16 protein-coding genes are annotated in these 19,181 nt (G+C 52.7%); 14 read left to right on the forward strand and 2 right to left on the reverse strand.

Annotation, left to right across the window (positions count from 1 at the left end; translation table 11 throughout):
• The first annotated feature begins 17 nt into the window (after positions 1 to 17).
• From SH668x_RS12525 to SH668x_RS12540, 4 genes are all read left to right on the forward strand, one after another.
• On the forward strand, positions 18 to 1,082 hold the full coding sequence (locus tag SH668x_RS12525; protein WP_437185401.1) for a prenyltransferase/squalene oxidase repeat-containing protein: 1,065 nt from the start codon (positions 18 to 20) through the stop codon (positions 1,080 to 1,082).
• 904 nt (positions 1,083 to 1,986) lie between these two features.
• Positions 1,987 to 2,349 (forward strand): hypothetical protein, encoded by a 363-nt coding sequence (locus tag SH668x_RS12530; protein ID WP_437185402.1) that lies wholly within the window; start codon positions 1,987 to 1,989, stop codon positions 2,347 to 2,349.
• 120 nt (positions 2,350 to 2,469) lie between these two features.
• Positions 2,470 to 3,909, forward strand: a complete 1,440-nt coding sequence (locus SH668x_RS12535) for an efflux RND transporter periplasmic adaptor subunit (RefSeq protein ID WP_437185403.1) — start codon at positions 2,470 to 2,472, stop codon at positions 3,907 to 3,909.
• 141 nt (positions 3,910 to 4,050) lie between these two features.
• On the forward strand, positions 4,051 to 7,155 hold the full coding sequence (locus tag SH668x_RS12540; protein ID WP_437185404.1) for an efflux RND transporter permease subunit: 3,105 nt from the start codon (positions 4,051 to 4,053) through the stop codon (positions 7,153 to 7,155).
• A 103-nt stretch (positions 7,156 to 7,258) separates the two neighbouring features.
• On the opposite strand, the gene SH668x_RS12545 is transcribed toward SH668x_RS12540, so the two are convergent.
• Both SH668x_RS12545 and SH668x_RS12550 read right to left on the reverse strand, forming a co-directional pair.
• Positions 7,259 to 7,813 (reverse strand): hypothetical protein, encoded by a 555-nt coding sequence (locus tag SH668x_RS12545; RefSeq protein WP_437185405.1) that lies wholly within the window; start codon positions 7,811 to 7,813, stop codon positions 7,259 to 7,261.
• Between the two features lie 100 nt (positions 7,814 to 7,913).
• Entirely contained in the window at positions 7,914 to 9,335 is a 1,422-nt protein-coding gene (locus SH668x_RS12550; protein ID WP_437185406.1) for a flagellin, read from the reverse strand.
• Positions 9,336 to 9,908: 573 nt separating this feature from the next.
• On the opposite strand from SH668x_RS12550, the gene SH668x_RS12555 reads away from it, so the two are divergent.
• The 10 genes from SH668x_RS12555 (at position 9,909) to SH668x_RS12600 (ending at position 18,870) form a co-directional block, all read left to right on the forward strand.
• A complete protein-coding gene (locus SH668x_RS12555; protein WP_437185407.1) occupies positions 9,909 to 12,206 on the forward strand; it encodes a chemotaxis protein CheA in 2,298 nt (765 codons plus the stop codon).
• A gap of 11 nt (positions 12,207 to 12,217) precedes the next feature.
• On the forward strand, positions 12,218 to 12,682 hold the full coding sequence (locus SH668x_RS12560) for a chemotaxis protein CheW (protein WP_437185408.1): 465 nt from the start codon (positions 12,218 to 12,220) through the stop codon (positions 12,680 to 12,682).
• 122 nt (positions 12,683 to 12,804) lie between these two features.
• Positions 12,805 to 14,679 carry a methyl-accepting chemotaxis protein gene (locus SH668x_RS12565; protein WP_437185409.1) on the forward strand — a complete coding sequence of 625 codons (1,875 nt, stop codon included), beginning with the start codon at positions 12,805 to 12,807 and terminating at the stop codon, positions 14,677 to 14,679.
• A 216-nt stretch (positions 14,680 to 14,895) separates the two neighbouring features.
• A complete protein-coding gene (locus tag SH668x_RS12570; protein ID WP_437185410.1) occupies positions 14,896 to 15,276 on the forward strand; it encodes a response regulator in 381 nt (126 codons plus the stop codon).
• A gap of 167 nt (positions 15,277 to 15,443) precedes the next feature.
• Entirely contained in the window at positions 15,444 to 15,920 is a 477-nt protein-coding gene (locus SH668x_RS12575; protein ID WP_437185411.1) for a response regulator, read from the forward strand.
• 47 nt (positions 15,921 to 15,967) lie between these two features.
• Entirely contained in the window at positions 15,968 to 16,501 is a 534-nt protein-coding gene (locus tag SH668x_RS12580; RefSeq protein ID WP_437188547.1) for a CheB methylesterase domain-containing protein, read from the forward strand.
• A 78-nt stretch (positions 16,502 to 16,579) separates the two neighbouring features.
• On the forward strand, positions 16,580 to 17,398 hold the full coding sequence (locus tag SH668x_RS12585) for a CheR family methyltransferase (protein ID WP_437185412.1): 819 nt from the start codon (positions 16,580 to 16,582) through the stop codon (positions 17,396 to 17,398).
• A 14-nt stretch (positions 17,399 to 17,412) separates the two neighbouring features.
• Positions 17,413 to 17,871: a chemotaxis protein CheX gene (locus SH668x_RS12590; protein ID WP_437185413.1), complete on the forward strand. Its 459-nt coding sequence runs from the start codon at positions 17,413 to 17,415 to the stop codon at positions 17,869 to 17,871.
• Positions 17,872 to 17,943: 72 nt separating this feature from the next.
• Positions 17,944 to 18,315: a response regulator gene (locus SH668x_RS12595; RefSeq protein WP_437185414.1), complete on the forward strand. Its 372-nt coding sequence runs from the start codon at positions 17,944 to 17,946 to the stop codon at positions 18,313 to 18,315.
• Positions 18,316 to 18,405: 90 nt separating this feature from the next.
• Positions 18,406 to 18,870, forward strand: a complete 465-nt coding sequence (locus SH668x_RS12600; protein ID WP_437185415.1) for a hypothetical protein — start codon at positions 18,406 to 18,408, stop codon at positions 18,868 to 18,870.
• Positions 18,871 to 19,181: the final 311 nt, after the last annotated feature.

The following is a 19,181-nucleotide window of genomic DNA, read 5'->3' on the forward strand; positions in this document are numbered from 1 at the left end:
TGTTAAGGTTCCACTGAATGCCCTGCTCTTCATTCAAATTCACGTTCAACTGGTTCATCAGCGGAGTTGTTGCTGCGCTGTTGCTGTGCAACCAAAATGCGGTCGCGCAGATTTCAGTGACTCGTCAGCGGGAAATTGATGATTCGGTTGCGCGAGGACTGGCGTACATCGCGGCGCGTCAAAACGAATCAGGATCATGGTCTACAGAAGCGTGGGGGGAATCGACCGCGATCACTTCCATTGCAGTCATGTCCTTCCTGGCTGCTGGTCATGTGCCGGGGGAAGGTCCCTATGGAGAGCAGATCAGCCGTGGAGTCCGCTGGGTCGTTTCACAGCAACAACCCAATGGCATGTTGATTCGCCACGCCCAAAGTCACGGACCAATGTACGACCATGGGATCTGTTCACTGATGCTGGGGGAAGTTTCCGGCATGCTGGACGGAGCAGACGCGGTAATTGTTCGACGGGCGCTTGAACGAGCAATTCTGCTCATCCTTGAAGCTCAGGTCGTTGAGAAATTCGATCGACATCAAGGTGGATGGCGTTATCAGATCGACAGTCGCGACAGTGATTTAAGCGTCACTGGCTGGCAGGTAATGGCGCTGCGGGGAGCAAAAGACATTGGCTGCGACGTCCCAGTGGAAGCGATAGATCTGGCGGTCAAGTACGTAAAGATGTGTAGCGACCAAAAGGAGAATGGCTTCGGTTATCAACCCGGAAACAGCCCGACTCCGACCTTGACGGGTTGCGGAATTACGTGTCTGGAAGTCTGCGGCGACCATCATTCTGACGAAACCTTGAAAGGTGTGGAATGGTTGAAATCGCACCCCATCGTCGAAAAGTCGGCATACTTCTATTACGGGGTGTACTACACCAGCGTCGGTGTTTCCAAAGTCGGAGGGGATGTGGCAGACAAGCATTACATTCACATCACAGACACGCTTCTTCCACTTCAGGATACTGATGGTAGCTGGCAACCGAACCACGGAAGCGAGAAGCAGGCAGGTCGAATTTATTCCACCGGCCTCTCCATTCTGGCTCTCACGGTCGAGTATCGGTACCTTCCGATTTATCAGAGGTAACAGCGATCCGCTCCGCCCGGAATAACTGGTACAATCCGGAAGTTGCGAACGATCGGCGGAACTCATTCGGCTCTTGAAAGCCCACGCCATCTTCTACAGCGATCGTTCCCGGCCCGCGGAAGCTTCGAACCTTCTCATTACGCCGCAATGACGCGACAAACAGACAGTCTATAGAATTCGCCGCCGATCTTCGGGTTGCGTCGAAACACCTATTCGGGTTTGTCGGGTCGTACAGCCTGTGCCAGCAGTTCTCGTAATTCTCGTTTCACCACACCTCGACGACGATACCTCCCAGTACACGCTATTCAGGGAGGAAACGTGACCAATCGACCGCAAATAATTTCGATGCAAGATCGTCTGAAGTTCGGAACGGCACTGCAGGTAGCAGCAGTCAGTCATTCCATTACATCAGCGCATCTCAAGGGTCGGCTGCAATCGGCAGCGTCCGAAATGCTCGAAATGGCAATCAGGAATCATCGTGTTCCGGTCGCTCCACGATTTTCGAAGCAAGAGAACTAACCCCTGTCTCAAGGGACAGTCTGCCGACAAAATCTCGTGGAAGAAACGCTGAATTTTTCTCCACCGGAGCGTCTCGCTCTCCTCAGCGACACTCACAGGCAGGTTGACAAGAATCCGTTGAGTCCGGCGGATTCCTAAACTCGGCGAACGCTCAAAATCTGCCAATGAGATTGACGTGCAGCCCTGGGAAGTAGAATAATTATTCTTCCTACCACCGCTAACGTCGACTTACTCCATGTTACACCACCTCCCTCGCCGAGTTCTGCGCCCACAACCGGGCTCGCGGTTCGCGCGGTTTTTGGTGGTGTTGGTCTGCATTGCCTCTTGGCGCGGTCCCGTTCCCTGTGTTCATTCACACACTAATCAAGGGAACGGCAATGAGCGGTTGGCGAAACATTTGCAGTCATACCACGGCGGCCAGTCAACCAGCGACTGCCTTGCGTGGCACCTGCATCTTTTGTTGCCGTGGCAGAAATTTGATCGAGATCTCCAGCCAAACGATGCCCCGATTCAGGATCCTCTCTCCGATACCGGAGTGATTGATTCAGCGAACGGGAGCGCGAGGTTGATCTCACAAATCAATCCAGTTCAGACCGAAGCTCGACTGTACGACCAGGTCGATTTCGCGACGCATCGCTTACGTTCGTTGCTCGAACTGAACATCCCAGCACCACGGTTTTCGTGGTCTGGAGAGTCGCTCTTTCTACACGCTGGGATGTCCGCACTGAACGGCGTCACCCTCTGCTAATTGCCCCGTCACCGCTTGTTGATGGTCAGGATGATCCCCGCAACTCAGGTTTGAATAGAAGCCTGTGATGCAGCGTTAGGACATCCTTGTTTCGAAGCTCTTTCGATTCAGGCAGTTCTCATGAATTCTCTTCTCAACTCTCAAGCATCGTATTTCGTTGGATGTGTTCTGATCCTCACCATGATCGCGGGATGCCACCACCAACCGGATGTGGACCATTCTGAAGAAATCGAAGCCTCTGTGGAAATTGTTCCGCAGCGGTTCGCGTTATCTCAACAGAAACAGAAGGCAGCCGGAATCGAGACCTCAACGCTCCAGAATCAGGCGATTCAGGAATTCGTCACCGCCCCTGGCCGGGTGCAGTATGACGATACCAACCATATTGCGATCAAAGCTCCTACTGCGGGCGTCATCGCAGAAGTTCGTGTTCTCCCGGGGACTCAGGTCGCTGCCGGAGATGTCCTGGCCGTGATGAGCAGCCCGGAAGTGGGAGCGGCCCGCGCTGATATTCGGAAACGGCAGGTTGAGTTCGAACTTGCTTCCAGGCAGTACGCTTGGCGTGAAGCGATTCATGATGGACTCAAGACGTTAGTCTCAGGAATCAAAGCTCGCGAACTTCCGAATCAACTTTCTGAAAAGGTCGTGTCGCTGAAGCTCGGAAGTTACCGGGAACAGGTTTTTACAGCTTACACCCGTTACCGCCTTGCAGAATCACTGGCGAGTGCTGTCAGTGATAGTACAAGCGGCGGCGCCCTTTCCGGGAAAATGGTGCAAGAACGAATGAGTGAGCGGGATTCATCTCGGTCAGCACTTGATTCAATCATCGAGCAATCTTTGTTCGAAGCGACACAAGATGCAGCTGAGGCAAGACTGCAACTCGATGATTCAGAACGACGGCTCAAAATTAGCCAGCAGCAACTTCAATCTCTGATTGGAATCGTCGATACATCCGCGCTGACTATCAACGAAGATGAACTTTCGCTGCTGGAAATCCGAGCTCCATTCGCCGGAACCGTAGAGTCTCGTACGTATTCGAAACTGGAACGGATCGATGTCGGAGACACGCTATTCATTCTTGCAAACACGAAGTTCCTCTGGATCTCCGCTGATATTCGTGAGAATGCCTGGAGTGCACTGCAACTTGCCCCCGGCGAAACCCTCTCCTTTAGTTCTCCTGCAATTCCAGGAGAGACGCTGAGTTGCACGCTGAAATTTGTAGGACGAGAAGTCAATCCGCTTTCCAATGCGATTCCATTAGTTGCCGGCGTTCAGAATGATTCGGGATTGCTACGCCCTGGGCAGTTTGTCTGGGTACAACTCCCGATCGGGAAGCCGCGTCAAGGAATCGCAATTCCCGAATCAGCGATCGTTGAGCATCAGGGGCAGACTTTTGTATTTCGTCCGGATGGGGACGACCAGTTTGAAAGGGTCGATGTCAAAACTGGTATCCATCAAGGAACCATGGTGGAGATTCAATCGGGCCTCGCGGTCGGTGATCGAGTCGTCACCAAAGGGGCCTTCTCACTGAAATCTGAGATGTTGCTGGAGAGAGAAGAGTGATCGAGACGGATTGACTTTCTGGCAGCCAACTGACTGTCAGGTCATTTGAACGCTGAACGAGCCACGACGTGTCATTCAGCCCGACTCTGCTCTTTTTCCTTCCCTGCTTCGTGACGACTTCTCCAGCCTCAGTGGTTTCCAATGCTCGCCAACATCATCGACTTCTCTCTGAAAAACCGGTTCCTTGTGATCATCGGCACGCTGCTGATGGCTGCCGCAGGGATGAACGCTGCCCTGCATCTCCCTATCGATGCTGTCCCGGACATGACGAACGTTCAGGTCACTGTCATCACCGAGGCGGGAGCCCTCTCCCCGGTGGAAGTGGAACGCTACGTCACCTACCCCGTTGAATGGACGATGGGAGGGCTGCCCAATGTTCAGGAAATCCGAAGCGTCTCCAAATTCGGAATCTCGGTCGTCACAATCGTGTTCGAAGAAGGGACCGATATTTACTGGGCTCGGCAACTCATCGCTGAGAGAATTCCCGCCGCCGCCGAACAGATTCCGAATGGCTATGGTCAACCGCAGCTCGGCCCATTGACGACGGCACTGGGTGAAATTCTTCAGTTCGAAGTTCGAGGGGACGCCTATACCTCGATGGAACTCCGCACCATTCTTGAATGGGAAGTCGCCCCGCAGCTTCGATCGGTTCGCGGTGTCACGGAGATCAATGTCCACGGAGGCTATTACAAGAGCTTTGAGGTTCGCCCCGATCCGAGTCGACTCTCCAGCTACGGTGTAACACTGGAAGAGCTGTTTGCAGCGATTGGTGAAAACAACGCCACTGCCGGTGGAGGTTATTTCGTTCACTTGGACGAACAAAGATTCATTCGCGGACAAGCGTTGATGGAAGGGATTGATGACCTGCAAAAAATTGTGATCAAGCGATCTGAAGCCGGTACTCCGATTTTAATTGGTGACCTGGCAGAAGTCACGATTGCTCCATTGGTGCGTCAGGGGGCTGTCACTCGGGATGCGCGCGGTGAAGCTGTCGTCGGCTTGGTCATGATGTTGATCGGAGAGAACTCGCGGGAGGTGGTCGAGCGGGTCAAAGAGCGCATTGGCGAGATCCGCACAACGCTACCAGAGGGAGTCAAACTTGAAATCATTTATGACCGGGCGGCCTTGATTGGACGAACGCTGAAGACCGTTGTCACGAATCTGATGGAAGGGGGAACGCTGGTCATTATCGTTTTGCTGATCATGCTGGGAAGCCTTCGCGCCGGTCTGATCGTTGCATTAGCAATTCCACTGTCAATGATGTTCGCGACGAACATGATGTACACCTTCGGCGTCACTGCGAGCCTCATGAGTCTGGGGGCCATCGACTTCGGGCTCATCGTGGATTCATCAGTGATTATGGTGGAAAACTGTATTCATCGCCTGTCTCATAACACTGAAAACAAACCTCGCCTTGAGGTGATCCGCGATGCAGCCATTGAGGTGCGTAAACCGACACTGTTCGGAGAGCTCATTATTGCGGTTGTCTACCTGCCGATTCTGATGCTCGAGGGAATGGAAGGAAAACTCTTCCGCCCAATGGCATTGACGATCCTCTTCGCGCTCGCAGGTTCTCTCGTACTGTCAATGACGCTCATGCCTGCAATGGCTTCACTGGCACTTCCAAGAAACCTCAAAGATAAAGATGTTTGGCTAGTAAGACTGATCAAATGGGTGTATCGGCCCGTCGTAACAAGGGCCATCAGGGCGCCTTGGATCACCGCAGCCATTGCGCTCATCATTTTTGGAATCAGTATTCCAGTGGGCGCGCGATTGGGAGCAGAGTTCATGCCCAAACTTCAGGAAGGGGACTTGCTGATTGAAGTCAATCGATTACCGAGTGCAGCCCTCGAAGGGTCAATCAGTCTTTCAACCGACATTGAGAAAATCCTGAAACAGTTCCCTCAAGTCAAAACGGTCTTCTGCAAAACAGGCCGTCCGGAAATTGCAAACGACGTGATGGGCGTGCAGCAGACGGACGTCTGGGTGATCCTGAAACCGATTCATGAATGGCCCACTCACCATGATCGGGAACTCCTCGTCGAAGAGATTTCCGAAACGTTGAACGAGGCGATCCCAGCGTGCACTTTCGGATTCACTCAGCCAATTGAAATGCGAGTCGATGAACTCGTGGCGGGTGTGAAGGCGGATGTCGCTGTGCTGCTCTATGGGGATCGACTCGAAGTCCTGGGAAGCAAAGCCAAGGAAATTGAGAGAGTGTTGAAGGGGATTCCCGGCGCCGTCGACGTGAAGGCAGATTATCAGGGAAATCTGACCACACTCACAATACTCCCACGTCAAGATGCGCTGGCTCGTTACGGCGTCAGTGCCCAGAAAGTACTGGATGTCGTTTCCGCAATCGGGGGGAATCAGGTTGGGCAAATTTTCGAGGGACGGGCGCGATTTCCGATCCTCGTCCGTCTGCCGGAAGAATGGCGGGGGAACATCGAGTTACTACGACAACTGCCCGTTTCCGAAGCAGGAGGGAAGCCGATTCCGCTTGGCGAACTCGCAGATGTGAAGATTGAAGAGACCCCGCCAAGTGTCGAGCATGAAGACGGTCGACGTCGAACATACATCGCGGCCAACGTTCGTGGTCGTGACGTGGCAGGCTTCGTTGCCGAAGCACAGGCAGCGATTCGAAATCAAGTCGACATCCCTCGTGGGTACGAAGTCCGCTGGGGGGGCGACTTTGAAAACCTTCAGTCAGCCAGCTTGCGATTGATGATTATCACTCCGATTGTTCTGCTTCTGATCTTCATTCTGCTGCACACGACCTTCAATTCAATCCGACTGGCATTGCTGATCTTCCTGGCAGTCCCCGTAGCAGCGTCCGGCGGCGTCTTCGCACTTGCACTACGGGGACTCCCATTCAGTATTTCAGCCGGAGTCGGATTCATCGCACTGTTCGGAGTCGCGGTCCTAAATGGACTTGTGTGGGTGAGCGCTGCGGAAAACCTCCGTGCGAAAGGAATGCCACTTCGAGAGGTCACGCTGGAGACCGCCATCTCCAGACTCCGGCCAGTGTTAATGACGGCACTCGTTGCGGCCTTTGGATTTTTGCCGATGGCACTCTCTCATGGCGACGGCGCGGAAATGCAACGACCGTTGGCAACTGTCGTTATCGGAGGATTGATCACCGCGACTCTGTTGACAACATTAGTGGTCCCAGCAACGTATCCCGCTTTCGTCAGCCGGTCTCCTGTACCAAAGCCTGAGGAAACCCCTGCGGCGCCAACAACGTAAGCGGTAGTAACGCTCAAGACAAGATGACGTTCCGCAGGCGATGAAAACAAGGTTTGAGCAGGCTTCCTCCAGCATTCGCCGGCGCGATCCGAAGAGACAGCGGCTACACCGCTTCCCGGACGAGAGCACGTTGCCGGATTTCATCGAAGACCGCATTCACTGTGCCATCGGCAGATTGATGGGCAGCGTTCCACAACAAAAGTTCGTTTTCAATCAACTGATTGAGCACCCCAGGATGCCGACGCCCTTCGAGAACGTCTGGGCCACTGAAGTGATTACACAATGATTCGAGACAGAGGAAGTATCTCAAAACAGACTGTTCCGCTCCTTGATGAAGCTGCGATCGTACTTGAACGAACGGATACGCAGTGATCCCCTCACGCAGAGAAATTCCCCACCAACCGTTGGTGTGACGCCATTCACCCCCAAGTTGGTGGAGAATACACTCCCCTACAAACGCTCCCAAAGTTGTGACCGTGTTCTCCTCTGCCTCTTGTGAAAGTGGCGACATCTCCCGCAAAATTTCAATGTATTTGGAGATCTGATCGACAGCGAATGCGTTCTGTTCAAGGTGAACGCCGAACTCTTCGGCGAACACCTTGACGACAAGTTGCGCACAGACTCGCATCCCGTTTAGAAACTCTAGTTGAGCGTCCATTTTCTTTTCCCCCCGAAAAGAATCGCAACCACTTCAAATGTGGAATCGTGTGTGAAAGCCTCAAGGCGACGTCGTCAATCAGGTGAGATAGCCATCCGAATCAGTTGTTGAGCAACGAGAGTACTTGCTGCGGAATCTGATTCGCGTTGGACAAAACCGAAGTGCCCGCCTGAACGAGGATTTGCTGCTTCGTGAAGTTGGCAATTTCAGAAGCAAAATCTGTATCTCGAATAGTCGACTCCGCAGCCACGGTGTTCTCGAGAGTCGTTCGTAAATTATTTGCCGTTGACTCGAGAGTGTTCCCCTGGAAGGACCCAAGCTCTCCTCGGAGGATCGTCACATCCGAAATGGCGGCGTCGATAATGCTGATCGCGTGTTGAGCCTTCGCCGCTGATGAGACATCGATTTCCCCGAGATTCCTGAATTGATTTCCAGCGACTCCAACCCCCAAAGACTTCGCGTAAATCTGGGGCACCGTAATTTTGGAAGATTGATTCGGATTGGGACCGATCTGAAAAACCAGAGAGTTGTCATGAATGGCGATATTTCCGCTCGCGATTGTCGCTGTCTGCAGCGCGTTAGTCGAACTTGACGCGATCTGTACGACAAGTCCCGACTCTGTTCCGGGAGGCGCCTTCAGCATGTTCCCAATCCCAATCGCTGCGACACCGTCAAACGTCCCTGCGATGTCCGCTCCCGGAACGATTGTGGGCGTCATGCCGAGACCAGTTCCGTTTGCTGCTACTGCTTGATTCGACGTCACCGTCAACTTTGCAGCTGAACCGTATTCTAGTGAGTACAGTCGCAGCGTACTCCCTGCTCCTCCGGCATCAGCAACCACGCCAGTGGTCGAGGTAAATTCATTAATTCGGTTAATGACATGCGACTGCGTGGCTCCGGACTCCAGGGAGATACTGATCCCGTTCACGACCAGAATCTCTGAAACCGCCATAGTATCAGTATTATCCATGGCGGCCGCCACGACAGGGCGCCGGGCGGCCGATGTCACCGCAACCGTGTGGACCCCCGGACTGATATCACTGCCCGCTTTGAGAAACGTGACATTCGGATCTGTCGGAACCCCAGAAATCCCACAGCTTCCATCAAGCAGGTTCTTTGTCCCGAATTGTGTGTTCGTCGCGATACGGTCAATTGTTTGAAGAGCGTTAAAAATTTCCGCCTGGTTAGCTGCCTGTGCGTCGGCATCGTTCACCCCAGCGTTTGCGGAATCAATCGCAAGACCGCGGATTTTCACCAGCAAGGTGTTGATCTCGCTCAATGCCCCCTCAGCAGTCTGAACAAGCGACACCGCTTTGTCCGAGTTCTGGATTGCTTTTTGAAGGCCCGAGATCTGCGCACGCCGTCGCTCGGAAATTACCAATCCAGAAGGATCATCCGCACCGCGATTGACTCGAACCCCAGATGATAATCTCTCAATCGAACGTGTGAGTCGAGCAGACGATTTATTTAACTGATTTTGAGCAGTTAACGATGACACGTTATTAGCAATGGTCAGTCCCATCGCAGCCTCCCTTCTGCAATTCCGTCCATGCACTACTGATCAACCAGACCGGTCTGCTAAATCAGTCGAGAATCGTTTTCCAGAACCTCAAAGAATCAACCCCTCGCCTGAGAAGTCCGATGGTCGATCTGAAGTGTCCGTTCCTCACAGGGTCATTCATCCCGTGATGATTCCTGTCACTAGAGATCGGGGGATAGCACGCAGATTCTATTGCTTGGCTGCTTTGTTGAGGTTCAATTCCGCCATTTGAGTGTGAAACACTCACAACGCGGTGTAGCAACTCACAATGGCGGTGAAGCCGAGTATTTTTACTGCTGACCACACCGCGGACGATGTCTTTCTACACCGTGCTGCACCATTTCACTGTGCCATGCAGTGCAAATCCATTGCAGTGAAATTGATAGTGAAGTTAAGCACCATCCTTAACGTTCAACTATGTCACCGCTCTCTGGCAGATTCCGCAGATTGACGAAGCATTTCATTCCGGTTTGATTCAAAAAGTGAACGACAATACTACATCGAATCGCTAAATCGCATCATTTAGATGCACGACATCAATAGCAGAGCGGGCTCATGGAACAGATTGACGACATTGTGAAAGAGTTCCTCGTTGAATGTTACGAGAACCTCGACCGATTGGATCGTGATCTGATTGAACTGGAAACCTCTCCAACAGATCGCGAGCGTCTCTCCAGCGTGTTTCGCACGATTCACACGATCAAAGGGACAAGTGGATTTCTTGCTTACCCGAAGCTCGAACACATCGCCCACGTTGGTGAAAATCTTCTTGTTCTTCTTCGCGACGGTCAGATTCATCTGAACCGTTCAATCGCGAATGGACTGTTGGCGATGGTTGACGCCATTAGAAATATCCTCGAATGCATCGAAGAGAATGGAACAGAGGGCGAAGCAACATACGATTCTGTCATCTCCATTCTCGAACAACTTCTCATCCCAGGCGTCACTGCGAACGCACCGAACTCCTCGCACACCGATTCCGAGAGTAAGGTAGGAATCCCTCATGAGGATGTCCTGGAAATCAAAACGACAATCCCATCGATTCTGGACAACACAGAGTCCAGCTTTGCGACTGACGCGGATAAGCCCGAAGTTTCAGTTCCGATGGCTCATCGAGAGGTCGCTGCAACCCGCCCCGAGCAACATGCAGACGCGGACATTGACCTTCATGATCGCTCGGTCAGTATTTCGGATACAACGATCCGAATCGATGTCATGCTGCTTGACCGGCTGATGAACCTTGTCGGAGAACTGGTGCTCGCCAGAAATCAGGTTCTGCAATTCAGTCGATCCACTGAAGACTCTGCGATTGTGACCGCCTCACAACGTCTCAACCAAATCACAACCGAGTTGCAAGCGGGAGTCATGAAAACACGCATGCAACCCATCAGCAACGCGTGGAGTAAACTTCCGCGTATCGTCCGCGATCTCGCTGCCCAGTGTGGTAAACGTGTGCAAATCAAGATGGAAGGCGCGGATACAGAACTCGACAAGACAATTCTGGAAGCCATCAAAGATCCACTCACGCACATCGTTCGCAATAGTGTGGATCATGGAATCGAAACGCCTGAGGTCCGAGTTTCCAAAGGCAAGCCCGCGGAAGGGACGTTACAGCTTCGAGCCTTTCATGAAGGAGGCCAGGTCAACATCGAGATCACCGATGACGGAGGTGGAATCGACATTGATCGGGTTCGAAACAAAGCGATCACCAAAGGAATTCTCAAGCCCGAACAAGCTGCCTCAATGAGCGATCGGGAGTTAACCCAGTTGATTCTGCAACCGGGATTCTCGACTGCCGAGAAGGTGACCAACGTCTCCGGGCGTGGTGTCGGTATGGACGTCGTCAAAACCAACGTCGAAAAGATTGGCGGCACGCTCGACATCTGCAGCGTCCATCATCAGGGAACGACGCTACGAATCAAGATTCCGCTCACGCTCGCGATTGTCCCAGCCTTGATCGTCGACTGTTGGGGAGAACGATTCGCAATTCCTCAAGTCAGCCTTCTGGAACTGGTAAGACTTGAAGGGGATCGTGCGAAACGTGACATCGAGTTAATTCACGATTCTCCCGTGTATCGGCTGCGAGGAAAACTGCTCCCAATCGTGTATCTCGATGAGCAGTTGAAACTCCGGTCACGTCGGACGGTCGACGAGATTCGCAGCAGCGAAACAGCGAACATTATCGTACTTCAGGCTGAAGATCATCAGTTCGGGTTGATCGTCGACCATATCCGCGATACGCAGGAAATCGTGGTCAAGCCGCTGGGACCGCATCTGAAATCCGTTCCCGCTTACGCCGGTGCAACCATCATGGGAGACGGTGCCATCTCCTTGATTCTGGATGTGTTAGGACTCGCTCAACACGCCAACATTCTGACTGCCGATCGGGACGTCATTCTGGGGGATCATGGCCAAAATGCTGATCGCCGCCGGGAAGAGATTCGGTCCTGGCTCGTTGTTGACCCAGGCGATGGGACTCGCGCTGCGATTCCACTGGCGAGCGTTTCGAGACTCGAAGAAATTGACGTCAGCTCAATCGAGTTCGATGGTCGCCAGGAAGTCGTGCAGTATCGCAGTCGCATTATGCCGCTGGTGAAACTGATTCAACCTCACGAACGTCTGGGGCAATCCAACAGCAAGAAGCTCCCGGTTGTTGTTTTCAGTGATGAATCCAGAAGCATCGGTCTCGTCGTCCGCCGCGTTGTGGACATTATCGAAAGCTCTGTCGACGAGGAATTCTCGACAACGCATGTCATCGCTGGACGTGTCACAAGGATGATCAATCCGGGGTCATTCCTTTCGGGCCCTCACCATCCCGAAATGGCCTCCTCAAGCCATTCGCGAAGCCGTTAGAAAGATCTCAAATGGAAAAAACTATGACCTACTGCACCTTTCAAGTGGCGCATCTGCTGTTCGGTGTTGAAGTCCGACACGTTCAGGAAGTTCTGCGTCATCAACGCACAACGACAGTTCCGCTCGCTCAAAACATGGTGCATGGATTGATGAATCTGCGCGGGCAGATCGTGACAGCACTTGATCTCCGTAAACACCTCAGTTTGTTCCATGCTCGCATCGACCCAGACCGACTTCCGATGAACATCGTTCTTCGAACCGCTGACGGGCCAATCAGTCTTCTGGTGGATGAAATCGGAGATGTCATTGAAGTGAGCAGCGACGAATTTGAAACGACTCCAGACACCCTGCCGGGAGTCATCCGGAACGCGGTTCAAGGTGTCTACAAGCTGAACGGACGCTTGATGCTCGTCCTCAATCCGGATTGCCTCGACGCTCGCAACGACCTGTCCACGGGGCTGCACTGGGCCGGTTAAATGACTGTGGACATCTGTTGAAATCCGCTGCTCTTACGCACTCGACCCCTTCGACAACTTTTTAAAAACCGTTTCCCCTTATTCCAAGCCCGAGTCCACTTCGCACCAGGGAGTTTTGCAACATGGTTACGACTGTCAAACAACGTAAAACAAAATCGAAAGCTGCACCGCGTTCCGCCGCTCCAGCCACAGGAAGCAAAGCTCGCTCCAAAACCGGATCACCAAAAGTAACGGACAATCACAAGAGTTCAAAAGCGACACAAGAACGCATACTCGCCGATTACGCTGGGCAAATCAAAGCCATTCATAAATCCCAGGCAGTCATTGAGTTCGATGTCGATGGAACAATTCTCACAGCAAATGCCAACTTTCTAGCGACTGTCGGATACACGTTAGAAGAAATCCAGGGGCGACATCACAGCTTATTTGTCGACGAAGAGGCTCGGCGAACCCCGGAGTACCAACAGTTCTGGACGAAACTCGGCCGAGGAGAGTATCAGGCGGGAGAATTCAAACGGATCGGAAAAGGAGCCAACGAGATCTGGATTCAAGCGAGCTACAATCCGATCTTCGACCAAGCTGGTGTCCCGTTCAAAGTTGTAAAATACGCGACTGACATCACCCAGCAAAAGTTCCAAAACGCGGACTACGCTGGGCAGATTGCTGCGATTCGAAAATCTCAGGCGGTGATCGAGTTCCGAATGGATGGCACCATTCTGGATGCGAACGAGAACTTCTGCAAAACGATGGGGTACTCCATCGACGAAGTTCGTAACAAGCACCACCGCATGTTTGCTGAAGAGAACTTCAGTCGAAGCTCGGAATACCGCGAGTTCTGGGCAACGCTGAATCGCGGAGAATTCTTCGCGGGCGAGTTCAAACGGATTGGCCGAGATGGAAAGGAAATCTGGCTTCAAGCCAGCTACAACCCCATTCTCGACGCAAGTGGTAAACCATTCAAAGTCGTCAAGTATGCGTCGAACATCACGGCACAGAAAGAACTGCTCCAGCAACTCGCGAATAGCGAAGCACGTGAACGAGAACGAGCTGAAGAAGCTCGCAAGGTCGAACTTCTTCTCTCTGTCGTCGATGCAGCCACACTTGGTGATCTGACACGCAAGATCGAAGTTTCCGGCGCAGATGCACTCGACAAGATTGGGGAAGGTTTAGAGAAGTTCCTTAAGGATCTGCGGAACAGCATCTCGGGAATCACCGAGAACGCACAAACTTTGGCAACAGCTTCCAGCGAACTGGCAGCGGTCAGCAACGAAATGCGATCAACAGCCGGAAGCACAGCTGAGCAGGCAAATGTCGTATCGAGCACATCGGAACAGGTCAGCCAGAATGTGCAATGCGTCGCTGCCAGCGTTGAACAGATGAATTCATCGATCCGGGAAATCGCTCGGAGTGCGACGGAAGCCGCCTCCATCGCAACCAGCGCGGTGAAAGTGGCACAATCGACCAACGACACCGTTTCCAAACTCGGCGCCAGCAGCGTCGAGATTGGTAAAGTCGTGAAAGTCATTAACTCGATCGCGGAGCAAACGAATCTTCTCGCCCTGAATGCCACGATCGAAGCCGCACGGGCTGGCGAAGCTGGAAAGGGCTTCGCTGTTGTTGCCAATGAGGTGAAGGAGCTGGCGAAAGAGACAGCGAAGGCGACAGAAGATATCAGCCTCCGCATCGAAGCCATTCAGAATGACACCCACGGTGCGGTCCAGGCGATTAAACAAATCACGGACATCATCAACCAGATCAGTGATGTCTCTGGAACAATTGCAAGCGCGGTAGAAGAACAGACCGCAACTACAGGTGAGATCGGTCGCAGCATTCAGGAAGCGGCTCAAGGAAGCTCAGACATTGTCCGGCGTGTTCTCTCTGTCGCGAAAGCCGCTGATGGAACAATGCAAGGAGCTGGCAACACCCAACAGGCTGCCGATGAGCTCTCAAGAATGGCGATCGCACTTCAGAATCTGGTCAGCCGATTCAAGATCTAGTGGCTGCAATCGAAGCCGATTCGACAAGACATCACTTGGCTACGAGTTGGCATTACTCCACCCAGGGCGCTGTCGCGGTATCTGGAATCACGCCAGGCACGTCATTCCAGGTACCGGGCAGTTTCTGAATTTCCTGCTTCGTGAACAGTCGGCGTCAGTCAACCGCAAGCAGGTTCGCAAAACAACAACCTACCGCAATTCCATTGGACACTGAAGATGCACGTACTCATTGTTGACGACTCCCGGGCAATGCGAAAAATCCTGCAGCAGATCGTCGAACCATTTGGCTTTCGGACCTCGCAAGCCGGCAACGGTCTGGAGGGTTTGGAAGCTCTCGAGGCCTATTCTGACATCAGCCTGGTTCTTGTTGACTGGAATATGCCAGTGATGAACGGTCTGGAGTTCGTCAAAGCTGTCCGTCAAGAGGATCGATTCAACTCCCTGAAGCTGGTCATGGTCACGACAGAAACCGAACCGACACAAATGGCGAGAGCGCTCTTCGCCGGAGTCGATGAGTTCGTGATGAAGCCGTTTACACCAAATATTCTGATCGACAAGCTGCGTCTGATCGGAGCAATGTTCTCCGTCAGAACCTGAATCTTGTCGTGCTCACTGCTGCCTCTACTGCAGTGTCGGAGTGGCCTGCTTCCCATTCCAGAATCCGCGATTTCGCTCCATCTCCCCGACTCAACCAGGGCCCCAACGTGCCACGCCAACTTCGCATTTTGCTCGCGGATGATTCTGCAGTGATCAGACGAATTCTGATGCAGACGCTGACTCGTCATCAGGACTTAGTGATTGTCGGTGTCGCTCGCTGGGGAGGCGAAGCTGTGACGCTGATGGAGCAGGTCGCACCGGATGTCGTCCTGCTGGACGTCGAGATGCCGGAGATGAATGGTGTTGAAGCCACCAGTCGGATTCGCAAGCAGGACAGTGATATACCAATTATCATGTTCAGTTCGTTAACCGTTCAGGGGGGCAACGCAACGTTTGAAGCGCTGGCCCGTGGCGCGAACGACTATGTCCCCAAGCCAGGGGGTCTGACGAACATCAATGAATCGGTTCAGTTCATTGATTCCGAACTGGTCCCGCGAATCCGCTTCTGGGGAGAGAAACGGCGGCAAAAGACGTTTCCCCCCCCCCTGCCGATCCTGTCCTCTCCCAAAACGCCTCTGCACCGGTCACCTCACGGTTCTCGACAGGGATCACACGTCGAGAACCGGCGCAGGTTGTCGCGATAGGAGTCTCGACGGGGGGGCCCAATGCTCTTGCCGATCTCCTCCCTCGAATTCCACGGAGCTTTCCGGTCCCCATTGTCATCGTGCAACACATGCCGCCGGTATTCACTCAGCTACTCGCCAATCGGCTCAATCAACTCTGCTCCTGCGAGGTCCGCGAAGCGGTCGACGAGGAAGCATTGAACGCTGGCGAGATTTTGATTGCCCCGGGTGATCGACATTTAGAGATCGTCGCGCCGGACGGGATTCCGAGAGTGCAACTGAATGATGGACCGATGGTGAATTCCTGTCGACCGGCAGTTGACATTCTTTTCCGATCTGTTGCGAAGCTGTATGGAAGACAGGTTCTGAGCGTCGTTCTCACGGGAATGGGCAAAGACGGATTGGAAGGGGCCCGGGCGATCAAACAGGCCGGCGGAACTGTCATTGCGCAGGATCAGGAAACCAGTGTCGTCTGGGGAATGCCGCGAGCCGTCACCGAGGCTGGCCTGGCAGACCGGGTTGTCGCGCTCCCGTTCGTTTCAAAAGAGATCCTCAACAGCGTGTCCACTGCCGAGAATCGCGTAATTCCTACGTACTCCTGAATTCAAACCAGTTTCGACGCTCTCACATTGAGATTATGGATCAAAGTTCAGCGACACTCACTCTCCGAATGAACGAAAATGCCAATCACCGCCACGAATCTGAACTACCTCAGGGATGTCGTCTCAAAGCGATCTGGGAATGTCGTCTCCAACAACCAGGATTACTTAATCGAATCGCGGTTGAACCCACTGGCGGAGAGCATTGGTCTGAAGAATGTGGAAGCATTGGTTTCGGAACTTCAACGTTCTCCAACATCGTCACTCCACGACAAAGTCGCTGAAGCCCTGACGATTAACGAAACCAGTTTCTTTCGGGATATCCAACCGTTCGAGTCGCTGAAAAACGAGCAGATTCCACGACTGATCGAACAGAACCAACGTTCGAAAAAGATCTCGATCTGGTCGGCAGCGTCATCGAGCGGACAGGAAGCCTACAGCCTGGCGATGTTGATTCTCGAAGAATTCCCGCAACTCAGCAGTTGGAACGTGGAAATCCTTGCGACTGATCTGAGCCCGGAAATGGTACGTAGAACCTCCGAGGGACTCTACAGCCAGTTTGAAGTGAACCGCGGATTACCTGCCAAATATCTGGTGAAATACTTCCAGAGAAACGGAATTCAATGGGAGGTCTCCCCGGCGCTCAAGAAAATGGTCACCTGCAGAAAAATGAATTTGACCCTTCCCTTCATGAATATTCAGAACGTCGACATCGTGATGCTTCGCAACGTGCTGATCTACTTCGACAAGCCAACCAAAGAATCGATTCTGTATCGCATGCATCAGGTGATGTCGCGAAATGGTTGTCTGTTTTTGGGCGGAGGCGAATCCATGGTGAATCTGGACGTCCCATTCACGCGCCAGATCACAGTTCCGACGGTGTGCTATCAACCTCTTTGATCAGGAAATCAGAAATGGAAGTAGACAACCAGATGCTTCAACAGATCACCACCGATGTCATGTCTGGAATGCTCGGACTGGATCTGATTCATGTCTCAGATCAACCAGAAGCCACAGATGGAGTCATCGCTGCAATTCGCATCTCAGGTGACTGGGAGACAGCCTTGGAATTGCGGGCCTCCTGGCCAAGTGCCAACCGGATTGCGTCTCGAATGTTCGATCTGGATATCGATGACCTGACCGAGGAAGAGACGTGCGACGCACTCGGCGAGATTGCAAACATGATTGGTGGCAATCTCAAGGGAATTCTCAACGGAGAAACCAGACTGTCACTCCCTTGTGTCGGGAAAGACATCGTCCCTGACGAACCACGCCCCGGAACGAACACACAACTGCTACAGATGAAATTCGGAATGGAATTGATTTCGATCCGGCTCACTCAAGAAGAATTGATGGCTGCCGCCTCTCAGTGAGCCTTTCAATGTTCTGGGACCAGTGCGTCACTGACAAAGTTTCTTTGTATTCAATATCGGCTGGATGGAAACATGTTGATTCTAATTGTCGACGACAGCAAAGCGATGCGAATGATCGTCATGCGGACCCTGAAGCAAACCGGACTGACAGGCTACAAAACAATCGAAGCCAGCAATGGCCGCGATGCGCTGGAAGCAGTCAGCGCACATCAACCGGATCTTGTGATCTCCGATTGGAACATGCCGGAGATGAAAGGGATCGATCTTCTGCGACAACTTCGGGACTCGGGAAAAAATGTTTTATTCGGCTTCGTCACTTCTGAAAGCGGCGCTGCTGTCCGTGACGAAGCGATTGAAGCAGGGGCATCGTTTGTGATTGTCAAACCGTTCACTCCCCAATCATTCGAGGCGGCACTTGCTCCTGTGTTTGCAAGTTTCTCCTGACCCCTTCTCCTTCGAAAAGTTCGCGGAGCGAGTCAACGAACTTGAAGAACCGAATCATCATCGAATTCACTCCGTTCAGGAATACTGGTCATGCACGTCACTTTGTTCTCACATGCCTCACAGGTACGGGAAATCTTTTCGCTCCTTTTCGGTGGGGAGACGACAGTCACAGAATCGAAAGTGAGTATCCCGCAAAGCGACATCGCCACTGTCGCTTATTACGTGAACCAATCACAACAGGTGAGACATCTGTTGATCGCGGATCTCGCATTCGCGAACGCAGCAGGGGCAGCACTATCACTCATCCCCGCAGGAGTGGTGACTCAAGCAATCAAACGCCGTGAAGTTGATCAAAGCATCACAGACAATCTTCGCGAAGTCATGAACATCTGCGGCAACTTGTTCTCAGACGCATCTCAGGCTGCTGTCCGTTTCGATCGGCTGGAAGTCATGCCGAAATCCGGAGAGCAATTCGAATCAGCGCCCCGCCTCGCATATGACGTACAGATTGCTCGCTACCCCGGAGGCAAAATTGAACTCCTCACGTTAGCGTGAAGAGAAAACTCGAATTCAATGCAATTTCAATGGAGCGCTCTCACGCCCCAAATCTCCCGCCTGAATCCCACAACAGGCGGGAGTTATTTTTTCCCTCCTCAGATTTCTCTTCTTCCCGAAGCAATTCACTCGCGAGCCACTTTTCCCCATCGACCGTGGCGCATCTGCACGAAAAATACTTCCCGAATTTTCGCTTCAAAGTCGAGATCGAACGACCAACGCAACCGAATCCTCTGTTACGTTTTGACCTATCGGCTGAATTGATCGATCGATTGAACAGTCGTTCGCAACAGACGGGTAAGGAAGTTCCA

It is taken from the genome of Planctomicrobium mucosum, assembly GCF_051466335.1.
Lineage (GTDB): Bacteria > Planctomycetota > Planctomycetia > Planctomycetales > Planctomycetaceae > Planctomicrobium.